The sequence below is a fragment of the Crossiella sp. NPDC003009 genome (assembly GCF_053591555.1).
In genome coordinates, this window is sequence record NZ_JBSFUA010000049.1 from 1 (window position 1) to 12,273 (window position 12,273).

Annotated in this window: 11 protein-coding genes; 2 read left to right on the forward strand and 9 right to left on the reverse strand. The window is 72.2% G+C overall.

Translation table 11 applies throughout. The features are described 5' to 3' along the window. Positions 1–278 precede the first annotated feature (278 nt). Complete coding sequence (locus tag ACWDY5_RS34165) at positions 279–1,001, reverse strand: hypothetical protein (protein ID WP_449726269.1); 723 nt, start codon at positions 999–1,001, stop codon at positions 279–281. Positions 1,002–1,285: 284 nt separating this feature from the next. On the opposite strand from ACWDY5_RS34165, the gene ACWDY5_RS34170 reads away from it, so the two are divergent. Next, positions 1,286–1,876 carry a hypothetical protein gene (locus tag ACWDY5_RS34170; RefSeq protein WP_449726270.1) on the forward strand — a complete coding sequence of 197 codons (591 nt, stop codon included), beginning with the start codon at positions 1,286–1,288 and terminating at the stop codon, positions 1,874–1,876. 131 nt (positions 1,877–2,007) lie between these two features. On the opposite strand, the gene purH is transcribed toward ACWDY5_RS34170, so the two are convergent. The 8 genes from purH to ACWDY5_RS34210 form a co-directional block, all read right to left on the reverse strand. Beyond that, entirely contained in the window at positions 2,008–3,588 is a 1,581-nt protein-coding gene (gene purH / locus ACWDY5_RS34175) for a bifunctional phosphoribosylaminoimidazolecarboxamide formyltransferase/IMP cyclohydrolase (RefSeq protein WP_449726271.1), read from the reverse strand. A gap of 41 nt (positions 3,589–3,629) precedes the next feature. Beyond that, a complete protein-coding gene (purN, locus tag ACWDY5_RS34180; protein WP_449726314.1) occupies positions 3,630–4,247 on the reverse strand; it encodes a phosphoribosylglycinamide formyltransferase in 618 nt (205 codons plus the stop codon). Between the two features lie 121 nt (positions 4,248–4,368). Next, entirely contained in the window at positions 4,369–5,820 is a 1,452-nt protein-coding gene (locus ACWDY5_RS34185) for a cell division protein PerM (protein ID WP_449726272.1), read from the reverse strand. Between the two features lie 138 nt (positions 5,821–5,958). Then, positions 5,959–6,651, reverse strand: coding sequence for a DUF5336 domain-containing protein (locus tag ACWDY5_RS34190; RefSeq protein ID WP_449726273.1), 693 nt, complete (start codon positions 6,649–6,651; stop codon positions 5,959–5,961). Positions 6,652–6,814: 163 nt separating this feature from the next. Next, entirely contained in the window at positions 6,815–7,705 is an 891-nt protein-coding gene (gene sucD, locus ACWDY5_RS34195) for a succinate--CoA ligase subunit alpha (protein WP_449726315.1), read from the reverse strand. A gap of 2 nt (positions 7,706–7,707) precedes the next feature. After that, positions 7,708–8,877, reverse strand: a complete 1,170-nt coding sequence (gene sucC, locus ACWDY5_RS34200; protein ID WP_449726274.1) for an ADP-forming succinate--CoA ligase subunit beta — start codon at positions 8,875–8,877, stop codon at positions 7,708–7,710. A gap of 106 nt (positions 8,878–8,983) precedes the next feature. Next, positions 8,984–9,382, reverse strand: coding sequence for a cobalamin B12-binding domain-containing protein (locus tag ACWDY5_RS34205; protein ID WP_449726275.1), 399 nt, complete (start codon positions 9,380–9,382; stop codon positions 8,984–8,986). A 9-nt stretch (positions 9,383–9,391) separates the two neighbouring features. Continuing rightward, positions 9,392–11,062, reverse strand: coding sequence for a hypothetical protein (locus ACWDY5_RS34210; RefSeq protein ID WP_449726276.1), 1,671 nt, complete (start codon positions 11,060–11,062; stop codon positions 9,392–9,394). A gap of 141 nt (positions 11,063–11,203) precedes the next feature. Between ACWDY5_RS34210 and ACWDY5_RS34215 the strand changes: the two genes are divergently transcribed. Then, positions 11,204–12,205 carry an esterase/lipase family protein gene (locus tag ACWDY5_RS34215; protein ID WP_449726277.1) on the forward strand — a complete coding sequence of 334 codons (1,002 nt, stop codon included), beginning with the start codon at positions 11,204–11,206 and terminating at the stop codon, positions 12,203–12,205. The last annotated feature ends 68 nt before the right edge of the window (positions 12,206–12,273 follow it).

The window sequence follows — 12,273 nt, forward strand, 5'->3', positions numbered from 1 at the left end:
CGCGAGCCCCGTCCCGCCCGCAGACCCAGCACCGCCCGCGAGCCCCGTCCCGCCCGCAGACCCAGCACCGCCCGCGAGCCCCGTCCCGCCCGCAGGTCCAGCACCGCCCGCGAGCCCCGTCCCGCCCGCAGGTCCAGCACCGCCCGCGAGCCCCGCACCATCCGCCAGCCCCGGACCGCCCGGCAGCCCAGCGTCGCCGGGCAGCTCCGCGCCGACTGCCCGGCGACGCCGCGACGCCCCAGTGCCCTCTTCCTGCCCCGGCGCCTCCTCGACGCCCATCAGACCGCCAGCCCAGTGCCCGCACCACCGAACTCAGCCGCCTCGAGCTCCGGCGGAGCCCCCGGCCCGTCCAGGCTCAGCCACTCCCGCCGCGGCCGCCCCGCCGCCCGGCGTCCGCCGACCTCCACCAGCAGCTCGCTCCTGGTCAGCTGCCCGTGCCCGTCCGCGAGTCCGTGCCAGCGAATGTCCACACAGGACAGTTGAAGATCCGCGCCGGGCCAGGCCCCGAAGGCCAGCAACACCGAACCGCGATGCCGGGCCCGGACTTCCAGCTTGCGCGCCTGCGCGGGCGCGAGCGAGTCCGGACCGGCCAGGACCACCAGGTCCAGCCCGTCCAGCAGTGCGGCGGTCACCGCCGCCGTCTCCCGGCGCGGCCGTGGTACCAGGGCCAGGCGTTGTACCGCCACCCCCGCTTCCGCGGCGGCGACGAGCCCCAGCCCAGGCAGCCCAACCACGGCAGCCCAGGAGCCGGCGGCGGTGGCCGTCGACAGCAGCCCCAGCAGGAGTGCTGTCGACCCGCGCACCGCTACGGTGCTGCCGCGGCGCAGGCCACCCCCTGGGAGAATGGCGGCCAGCTCCGCGCGCACCGGCAGCATCCGCCCCAAGGCGCGATCGCCGGTGGTCACGGCAACCCCATTTGCCGTGACCACCTCAGCGAGCGCTGCCAGCGAGGCAACTGCCACCTCAACACCGCCTTCCCACGTCCACGTGCACGCACCCATGTGCACGTCACAAGCCGTGGGGAGCCGGCAGATCGAGTTCCCCGGAACCCCGGCACCGGTTTCCTCGACTCAATCGAACAGGTGTTCGATCGATGGCTGTATTCAATCGACTCCGGGGGTCTGGGTCAAGTCGCGTCACCCGTTTTTTCGAACTGGCGTTCGAGGGCCACACTGTTGGGCGGATTGATGTTCGAACGTCACGTTCTGGGGGTTTGATGACCGCGGTAGCACCACCCGGCTGGGGGACGCCGAAGCGGAAGCGACACCCCAGCACCATGCCACTGGTGATCTTGCTCGTGGTGCTGGTGCTGGCCATCATCGGCGGCGGGATCTACGCCTTCACGCAGTACCAGTACGCGCACCGGGACTACGGCATGGCCCCGCGCAGCATCGCGCCGAACCCGTTGTGCGACAAGATCTCCGGCAAGACCAGGGAGCTCGTCCGCACCACCAACCCGGACCGGCTGGAACTGCGCAAGTACGATGACGGCAGCCAGATCGCCTGGTGCAACCTGCGGATGACCAAGGGCAAGGACGGCGAGGGCGAGCGCTTCCTGCAGGTCGAGCTGTTCGACGCGAGCGCGAGCACCAGCGACCGCAAGAGCGAGGACCTGCTGGAGCGGCTGGAGCTGGCCAAGCGGTACGGCGGCAACCACGACAGGCTGGCCGGCGTCGGCGAGGAGGCCTACCTCGCGGTGAAGATGCCCAGCGGCAGCGGCACCACCGTCGAGCTCCAGCTGTCCGCCCGCGGCCCCAACGGCTTCGTGAAGGTCACCTACGGCGGCTTCGACGTCGGCACCTTCAGCAAGCGGCAGCCGAACCTGGACGACCTGAAGGCCTCGGCGACCGCCGTCGCGCAGGACGCCCTGCGCTGACGGCGGTCGCCCAGGGTGGGTCAGGCGGATCTCGTTCGATGAGCGTCGGAGTCCAGGTTGTTCCTGGTGGTGCTGCCAGGGACGACCTGGGCCCGACGATCGCGGACGAGATCCGCCTGACCCACCCTCCCTCAGTGCGCGAAGTGCCTGGTGCCGGTCAGGTACAGGGTGACCCCGGCGGCCTCCGCGGCGGCGATGACCTCGGCGTCGCGGACCGAGCCGCCGGGCTGGACCACGGCCCGCACCCCGGCTTCCAGCAGCACTTCCAGGCCGTCCGGGAACGGGAAGAAGGCGTCCGAGGCGCCGACCGCGCCCTTGGCCCGCTCACCGGCGCGGGAGACCGCGAGCCTGGCCGCGTCCACCCGGTTGACCTGGCCCATGCCGCAGCCGACGGTGGCCCCGTCGGCGGCGAGCAGGATCGCGTTGGACTTCACCGCGCGGCAGGCCCGCCAGGCGAAGGCCAGGTCGGTCAGCGTGGCCGCGTCGGCGGCCTCGCCGCAGGCCAGCGTCCAGTTGGCCGGGTCGTCGCCCTCGGCGTCGATCGCGTCGGCCTGCTGCACCAGCAGCCCGCCGGAGACCGGCCGCAGCTCGGTGCCGCCACGCCGCGGCGGCTGCGCCACCAGGATGCGCACGTTCTTCTTGCGCGCCAGCACGTCCACCGCGCCGTCGGCGTAGGACGGGGCGATGATCACCTCGGTGAAGATCTCCGCGACCTGCTCGGCCAGCTCCACGGTGACCTCGCGGTTGACCGCGATCACCCCGCCGAAGGCGCTCACCGGGTCGCAGGCGTGCGCGCGCCGGTGCGCGTCCGCGATCGCGCCGGGGTCGCCATCGGGCAGCCCGGAGACCGCGATGCCGCACGGGTTGGCGTGCTTGATGATCGCCACGCAGGGCGCGTCGTGGTCGTGCGCGGCCCGCCAGGCGGCGTCGGAGTCGACGTAGTTGTTGTACGACATCTCCTTGCCGTGCAACTGCTCCGCGTTGGCCAGCCCGCCACCGGCGTGGCTGGCGGTGTACAGCGCGGCCTTCTGGTGCGGGTTCTCGCCGTAGCGCAGCACCGAGGCGCGCTGCCAGGTCGCGCCGACCCAGCCGGGGAAGCCGGAGCCCTCGTCGTCGGGGGCCAGCGTGCTGCCGATCCAGGAGGCCACCGCCACGTCGTAGCTCGCGGTGTGCCGATAGGCCTCGGCGGCCAGCCGCTGCCGCTGCGCCAGGGTGAAGCCGCCGGCCTGGACCTGCTCCAGCAGCCAGCCGTAGCGGCCGGGGTCGACCACGACGGCCACGTTGGCGTGGTTCTTCGCCGAGGCGCGCACCATGGCCGGGCCGCCGATGTCGATCTGCTCGACGCACTCCTCCGGTCCCGCGCCCGAGGCCACGGTGGCCTCGAACGGGTACAGGTTCACCACGAGCAGGTCGAACGGAGCCACGCCGAGCTGGCCCAGCTGCTCGACGTGCTCTGGCCGCCGCACATCGGCGAGCAGGCCCGCGTGCACCCTGGGGTGCAGGGTCTTGACCCGCCCGTCCAGGCACTCGGGGAAGCCGGTCAGCTCCTCCACCGGGGTCACCGGCACGCCGGCGTCGGCGATCCGGGCCGCGGTGGACCCGGTGGAGACGATCTCGATGCCCGCCGCGTGCAGGCCGGTGGCCAGCTCCAGCAGGCCGTCCTTGGCGGAGACGCTCACCAGTGCGCGGCGCACGGGGCGTCGTTCGTCCACCGGGGACTCTGTGGGTCGAACCGTCGCATCTGGCGCAGCGGTCACGGAATGCTCACCTCTCGTCCGGTCACGGTGCAGCCGTGTGCGGCCAGCCTGGCGACGGTGTCCACCAGCAGGTCGCGCTCCACCGTTTTGATCCGTTCATGCAGCTCGTCAACACCCTCGCCGGGCCGGACGTCCACCGCGCCCTGGGCCAGGATCGGGCCGGTGTCCACCCCGGCGTCCACCAGGTGCACGGTGCAGCCGGTGACCTTGACCCCGTAGGCGACGGCGTCGGCCACCGCGTGCGCACCGGGGAAGGCGGGCAGCAGCGCGGGGTGGGTGTTGACCACCCGGCCGCCGAAGCGGGCCAGGAAGTCGGGTCCCAGGATCTTCATGAACCCGGCCGAGACGACCAGGTCGGGCTGGCAGGCCTGGACGGCGTCCGCGAGCGCGGTGTCCCAGGCCGCCCGGTCGGCGTGCTCGCGCAACCGGACTGTGAAGGTCGGGATCCCGGCGCGCTCGGCGCGGGCCAGTCCCTCGATACCGCCCCGGTCCGCGCCGACCGCGACCACGGTGGCCGGGTAGTCCGGCGCGGCCGCGGCGTCCAGCAGCGCCTGCAGCAGGGTGCCGGAGCCGGAGACGAGGGCGACGATGCGGACCGGTGCGCTCCACCGCAGCCGCTGGGCTGTCGGGGCGAGGTCCGGTTCGATAGTGCTCAGCGTGGTCTCCTGCGGGCCGGATCCGGGGCTGCGACCAGCGTAGGCGTTGCCCCGTTCGGCCTCTTGGCCAGGTCCCGCGCTAGCGCTTCTCCGGGTCCTCCGGCGGTTCCCGGAGGGCCTCTTCCAGCTCCTCCTCGTCCACGAAGTCCTCTTCCGCCAAGGTTTCCCCAGGCGGGGCCTGCTCAGCCACCGCTTCCTCGGCCACGGGCTCGGCGGCCTCCTGGTCCTCCTCGGACTCCGCGGACTCCGCCGCGTCCTCCTCGGCCGCCTCGTCCTCGGCAACGGCTTCCTGGTCGCCCTCAGCGACCTCGTCCTCGCCCTCGGTGTCCTCGGCCTCGTCGGGGTCCGCGGGCTCGTCCTCGGGCTCAGGCCGCGGCCCGGCCAGCCAGGCCACCACCGCTGCGGGCCCGGCCACCCAGCAGAACAGCGCCACCGCGAGCATCCCGGCCTGCACCCGCAGGTTCACCGCGCCCAGCCGCCCGCCGGCCAGCGCCGCCGCCGCGAACGCGGCCGCCGCCACCACCGCGGCGGCCACCCCCACCACCAGCAACCGGTTCTGCGGCAGCGGATCCGCCTGCCGGCAGACCCAGCCCAGCAGCACCCCGGCGGCGATCGGCAGCAGCAGGCACAGCAGCCACCACCGGCTGCCGGACTCCGGCAGCGCGGCCAGCAGCGGGAACGGCGGTTCCTGGCCGCCGACCACGCGCAGCGGGCTCACCACCACCGCGCCGAGGCTGAACCCTGCACCGGCCACAAAGGACAGTGCGGCGACCATCGCGTTCGGCAGGTACAGCAGGCACAACAGCACCAGCCCCGACCCGTTGCCGAAGCCGGGAGCCAGCTCGGCGAAGGCCGCGCGCACCGAACCGAAGGACAGCGCCAGCGCCAGCGCCACGATGAGCGCGCCCATGGCGCACAAGCACATCAGCGCGATCCGGGCCGCGCGCAGTCCGGCGAAGACCCCTTCGCCGAAGCGCTGCCTGGCCAGCGTCACCAGCCCGCAGCGCCGGGCCACCCCCGCGGTCGCGGCCAGCGCGGCGATCAGCCCGCAGGCCACCGCGCCGGTGGCCGGGGCGGCGGCGAAGGGCGGGTCCACGAACGCGGCCAGCAGCCCGCCGACCACCACGTGCGCCACGCCCATCACGGCCACCACCCGCAGCGCGTCGGCCGGGCGGGTCAGCCGCAGCCTGCGGGCGAGCCCACCGGCGGCCCTGGCCGAGAGCAGCACCACCGCCACGGTAGGCAGCAGCGGCAGCACACCGAGGCTGGCGCCGCGCACCGTCAGCGGCACGTGGTGCGCGGCCAGCCACAGCGGCGCGGCGCCGGCGGAGACCGCCTCCAGCGACACCACCGCGCGCTCCGCGCCCGCCATCACCAGCGCGACCACCGCGGCCGAACCCAGGTAGCCCAGCGCGATCACGCCGAGTGCGACGGCCAGCGCGGCCCGCACCTGCTGGGCCGCGGTGGCGGGAGGCGCGGCAACGCCGGGTTCGGAGACGCTGCCGTGCGTGGTCGGACGGAGCACGGTCACCCGGTCACCATCGCACCCGGGCCACGGCGATCCGCCTAGGCACGCCGAGGTGTTCAGGGATCTGCACACCACCGGGGTGACCCCGCGTGAGCGGTGTCACCCCGGTCGTGGACTGTCCGGTGTGGACAGTTCAGCTGCTCAACTTTGTTGCGGGCCGCCAAATCCGCCGGGCGGGGTGCCCGGGTGCGGGAACTGCCTGGTCGCCTCGGGCTGGCCGAACCCACCACCACCGGCAGGCGGCGGCTGCTGCCCGAACTGCGGGGGCTGCTGCCCGAACTGGCCGGGCTGCTGACCGTACTGCTGCGGCTGCTGCTGGCCGTACTGCTGCTGCGGCATGCCACCGGAGGGCGGGTTCCAGCCACCGGGCCGGCCGGCCGGCTGGCCGCCGTAGGGGTTGGCCGGCGCCTTCGGCTTCAGCTCAAGCTTGATCATGCCGATCTCCTGCAGCAGCGCGGCGACGATCGCGCCGGTCTGCAGCACCGCGGCGATCAGCACCACCACGTACAACCCGGCCACGCTCACCGTGTTGGTGATGTTGACCAGCAGGTCCAGCAGGCCGACCACGGCCAGCATGGCCGCCACCCAGAGGAACTGCGGGGCCTTGGGCAGCTGGGTCATCCCGGTGAGCACGGCGGCGGCGATCATCAGCGCGATGCCGAAGGGCAGGCCGAGCCGGGAGACGTCGTCGGAGAAGGTGCAGAAGAAGATGACCAGGCCGAGCCCGGCCCCGACCAGGGCGAGGATCTGCCCCAGGTTCGGTCCGGCGGCAGCGGGTTGCCCGGTCTGCGGCTGGGGCTGCTGCGGCGGGGGAACGCCGAATGGCACGGACATGACCGGTTGTCCTCCTCGTTCGAGGTGACCGCGAGTGACGGCTCTGCGCCGGAAACGCTAGCCGATATCGATCGGGTGAGATGTCCCGGGGACCCCGGAACGACAACGGCCGGGCGCCCCCGTTGGGCACCCGGCCGTGTCTGTCCACAAAGGACTATTGGGCTCAGCCCAGGTTCTGCATGATCTCGCGCATCAGCGCGGCGGTCGCACTCGGGGTCTTGCCGACCTTGACGCCCGCGGCTTCCAGCGCTTCCTGCTTGGCCGCGGCGGTGCCGGAGGAGCCGGAGACGATGGCGCCCGCGTGGCCCATGGTCTTGCCCTCGGGGGCGGTGAAGCCCGCGACGTAGCCGACCACCGGCTTGGTGATGTGCTCGGCGATGTAGGCCGCCGCGCGCTCCTCGGCGTCGCCGCCGATCTCACCGATCATCACGATGGCCGCGGTCTCCGGGTCGTCCTGGAAGGCCTGCAGCGCGTCGATGTGCGTGGTGCCGATGATCGGGTCGCCACCGATGCCGACCGCGGTGGAGAAACCGAAGTCCCGCAGCTCGTACATCATCTGGTAGGTCAGGGTGCCGGACTTCGACACCAGACCGATCTTGCCAGGGCCGGAGATGTCGGCCGGGATGATGCCCGCGTTGGACTTGCCGGGGGAGATGACGCCGGGGCAGTTCGGCCCGATGATCCGGGTCTTGTTGCCGGTGGCGCAGGCGTGCGCCCAGAAGTAGGCGGTGTCGTGCACCGGGATGCCCTCGGTGATGACCACCGCGAGGCCGATGCCCGCGTCGATGGCCTCGACGACCGCGCCCTTGGCGAACTTCGGCGGCACGAAGACCACGGTGACGTCCGCGCCGGTCTCGGCCATGGCCTCACCGACGGAGTTGAACACCGGGAGCAGGGTGCCGTCGAAGTCGACGGTCTGGCCACCCTTGCCGGGGGTCACGCCGCCGACGATGGTGGTGCCCGACTTCAGCATCCGCTTGGTGTGCTTGGAGCCCTCGGCGCCGGTCATGCCCTGGACGATGACCTTGCTGTTCTCGGTCAGGAAGATAGCCATGGTCATGCCCCCGCAGCAGCGAGCTCGGCAGCCTTGTCGGCCGCGTTGTCCATCGTGTCCACCACGGTCACCAGCGGGTGGTTGGCCTCCGCCAGGATGCGGCGACCTTCTTCGACGTTGTTGCCGTCCAGACGGACGACCAGCGGCTTGGTGGCCTCGCCGCCGAGGATCTCCAGCGCCTTGACGATGCCGTTGGCGACCGCGTCGCAGGCGGTGATGCCGCCGAAGACGTTGACGAAGACCGACTTGACGTCGGTGTCGCCCAGGATGATCTCCAGGCCGTTGGCCATCACCTCGGCCGAGGCGCCGCCGCCGATGTCCAGGAAGTTGGCCGGCTTGACGTTGTTGTGCTTCTCGCCCGCGTAGGCCACCACGTCCAGCGTGGACATGACCAGCCCAGCGCCGTTGCCGATGATGCCGACCTGGCCGTCGAGCTTGACGTAGTTGAGGCCCTTCTCCTTGGCCTTGGCCTCCAGCTCGTTCTCCGCCTGCTTGTCCACCAGCTCGGCGTGCGCCGGGTGCCGGAAGTCGGCGTTCTCGTCGAGGGTGACCTTGCCGTCCAGGGCGATGATCTTGCCCTGCGGGTCGCGGACCAGCGGGTTGACCTCGACCAGGGTGGCGTCCTCGGAGACGAAGGTCTCCCAGAGCTGCACGATGACCGCGGAAACCTGGTCGGCCACCTCGGCCGGGAACTTGGCCGCGGCGACGATCTCGTCCGCCTTGGCCTTGTCCACGCCCTTGATCGGGTCGATCAGGATCTTCGCGAGGGCCTCGGGCTTGGTGACCGCGACCTCCTCGATGTCCATGCCGCCCTCGACCGAGGCCATCGCCAGGAAGGTCCGGTTCGCCCGGTCCAGCAGGAAGGAGAAGTAGTACTCCTCCGCGATGTCGGAGGCCGGGGTCACCAGGACGCGGTGCACGATGTGCCCCTTGATGTCCAGGCCGAGGATGGCTTCCGCCTTGGCCTTGGTGTCCTCGGGGGTCTCGGCGAGCTTGACGCCGCCAGCCTTGCCACGCCCGCCGGTCTTGACCTGGGCCTTGACCACAACGGTCGAGCCGAGGTCCGCCGCGATCGCGCTGGCTTCTTCAGGGGTGCTAGCCACGGCGCCGGGCAACACCGGCACTCCATGGGCGGCGAAGAGATCCTTCGCCTGGTATTCGTACAGGTCCACTAGAAGTCTCCTGCGACGCCGGTGTCGGACCTGGCAGACCCTATCGAGGTCACACCCCTTGACACGCACCACCACCCGGTGAAGTCCATCACCGTGAGCAACGGCACTACTGCGCAGGCACGTTTCCGCGGACCCAGTCCACGATTTCCTGGGTGGTCGCGCCGGGGGTGAAGACCTTCGCGACGCCGAGCTCGGTGAGCTTGGGCATGTCGTCGTCGGGGATGATCCCGCCGCCGAAGACCACCACGTCCTCGGCGCCCTTCTCCCTGAGCAGTTCGATCACCCTGGCGAACAGGGTCATGTGCGCGCCGGAGAGCACGGACAGGCCGACCACGTCGGCGTCCTCCTGGATGGCGGTCTGCACGACCTGCTCGGGAGTCTGGTGCAGGCCGGTGTAGATGACCTCCATACCGGCGTCCCGCAGAGCCCGCGCCACCACCTTGGCGCCCCGGTCGTGGCCGTCGAGACCGGGCTTGGCCACCACCACGCGAATCCGACCGCTCATGCGGGCACGCTACTCCGTGAAGCTCATCGCTGACGAGCGTCGCGACCACGCGACACCCGCTCCGGCGAGCAGCGCGGCCAGCGCCGCGAGCCCGAGGAAGAAGCCCAGACCGGCAGATCCGCCGCCGCGCACCGGCAGTTCCGCCACCCGCAGCGCGACCACCAGCGCGGCCCCGGCCAGCAGCGCACTCGCCCGCGCCGGCCGGGACCGGGGCGCCAGCAGCGCCGCGCCCACCACGGCGGCCAGGCTCAGCAGCAGGCCCCAGGTCTCGGTGCGGAAGTTCCCGAGCAGTCCGGCGGCCGGGAACTCCGGGTTGTCCACCACCGGCAGCAGGTAGGCGCCGAACCCCAGCGCGGCCCCGAGCAGCGCGGGCACCAGCACCACCCGGTCCGCGCTGATCTCGGACAGGTCGACGGTGTCCTCCCGCTCCTGGCCGCCCGCGATCACGCAGAGCAGCCCGGCGACCGAGGCGCAGACCAGCGCGATGACCACCAGGGCCGCGGCCAGCAACGCCGCCCGCAACCCGTTCACCTGGCTGAACGCGGTGTCCAGCACGTCAAGGCCGGTCGCCGGGACCAGCACCCAGGCCACCGCCAGCGCGGGGCGGGAGCTGGTCGCGGTGTCCTTGAACAGCGTCAGCAGACCGAGGCCGAGCAGGATGAACCCGGCGACCGCCAGCATCCGGGCCGAGCCCACCGACTGCACCTCGCCGGAGGCCAGCCGGGCGATCGGCAGCGCGCTGGCCACCACCGCGAGCACCCCGGCCACGGTGGCCAGCACCCCGGCCGCCAGCTGGAGCTTGCGGTGCCCCGGCAGCTCGCCGATCTCGAAGACCAGGTTCCGGCGCATCCCGGCCACCCAGGCGAAGATCCCCAGGACCACCAGCGCGAAGGCGGTCATCACCAGCCCCACCCATTGGAACGGGCCAAGGCCGAGGCCGGGCGTGGCCAGCGCGGAGACCGCGGGCACCAGTGCCACGCCGGCGGCGGCCGCGGCCAGGCCGATCAGCCCGCCCCTGGCCACCTCCGGATCGGCCGCGCCCGCGAAGTACGAACCCGCGAACAGCATCGAACCGGCCAGCAGCACGGTGCCCGCGACCACCAGGGCCGGGGACTCGGTGATCAGCCGGACGGGCAGGTACGGGTCGCTGGAGAGGAACGCGGGCACGAACAGCGGCACCGCGACCAGGCCGGTCACCCCCAGCACGCCGTACATCAGCCCCGGCCGGGCGCGGGCGGTGTCCCTGGCCTCGGTGCCCCACTCGCCACCGGCGAGCACCGCCGAGACGATCATGAGCACCCGGCTCAGCAGGAGCAGGTACAGGCCGCTGCCCGCGGAGAGGTGCACCAGCTGGGCAGGCACGAACAGGTCCGGCCGGGCCACGCTCAGCGGGTCCGCCAGCACCTGGAGGTCCACCAGCAGCAAACCGGGGGCGAGCATGCCCGCGGCGCGCAGGATCCCGGCCGCCCCACCCTGGTCACCGCGGCTGGCGAAGATCACCGCCAGCACCGGCGGCAGCGCGCTGACCAGCGCCAGCACCAGCCAGGACGGGTAGGCGGGTGGCATCTCGGGCGAAACCGACCCGATCAGCGGAGCGAGTGCGGCGAACGGGACCGCGAGCACGGCCAGACCGATCGCGGCGGGTAGCCGGGCGGGCGAGACGGGGGATCCGGACGTCACTGCGCAGATCGTAGGTGAGCCGGGTGGCGCAGGCGCGCCGAGTGATCTCCAGATATACCCCGTCGCCGCTGGTCCAAGCCCCGATAAAACGATTGCTATCGCAGGCGGCGAATATGGCCCAGATCACTTACCGTGAGTTGTATGGGCAAGGACGCCACTACCGGGTTACTGGGGCTCGCGGGAGAGCTGCTCCAGCAGGTCCGGCATGGCGTCGACGGCGTTCGGGACGCCTCCACCGAGACCCTGCGCTTCGCCCGCTCGCTGCTCACCCCCGGCGGGCTGCGCGGGGCGACCATGGAGACGGCCTGGCTGGCCGCGCACGCGGTGCTCTACCCGTGGGGCGCGCTGGCCGAGCAGCTGCGACCGGAGGGCCCCTACGGCAGCTACCGCACCGACGGGCTGCCGCCGATGCAGCGCGGCCTGGTCTGCTCAGACCTGGAGGCGGCGGGCACCCCGATCGTGCTGGTGCACGGGATCGGCGACAACCGGTCGATCTTCACCTTCCTGGCCGCCGCGCTGCGCAGGCGCGGGTTCGGCGTGGTGCACGCGGTGAACTACAGCGTGCTGACCGCGCTGACCGGCGACGTCCGGGCCGCCGCGGAGTACCTGGGCCGCTGCCTGGAGCGGATCCGCGAGCAGACCGGGGCGGAGTCGGTGCACGTGATCGGGCACTCCCTCGGCGGCGTGATCGCCCGCTACCACGTGCAGAAACAGGGCGGGGACGCGCACGTCCGCTCGCTGGTGACGCTGGGCTCGCCGCACGCGGGCACGATGACGGCCTACCTGCTGCCCACCCGGCTGGCCCGCCAGCTGCGGCCCGGCTCCAAGCTGCTCGGCGAGCTGGCCGAGCCCGCGCCGGGCTGCCGGACCCGGTTCCTGGCGGTGTGGAGCGAGCTGGACCAGATCATGATCCCGCAGCGCACGGCCTGCCTGGCGCACCCGGACCTGGACGCGCTGAACCACCGGGTGCGCGACGTCGGCCACCTCTCGCTGCCGGTGGACCCCACGATCGTGCACACCGTGCTCACACATCTCACCCGTTCGGATGGATTGAGCCAGCACCCAGGCGCGCGAGATAGTGATCTGGGTCACACGATTCCGGATACTGAGTGTCATCTCAGCAAGTCTCAGACTTGCCAGTAACCCCCGTTCAGCAGAATCTCAGCCCAGGGGTTTGCCCCTAGGGGCGCCGCGCCGTTACTGTCCCCGGG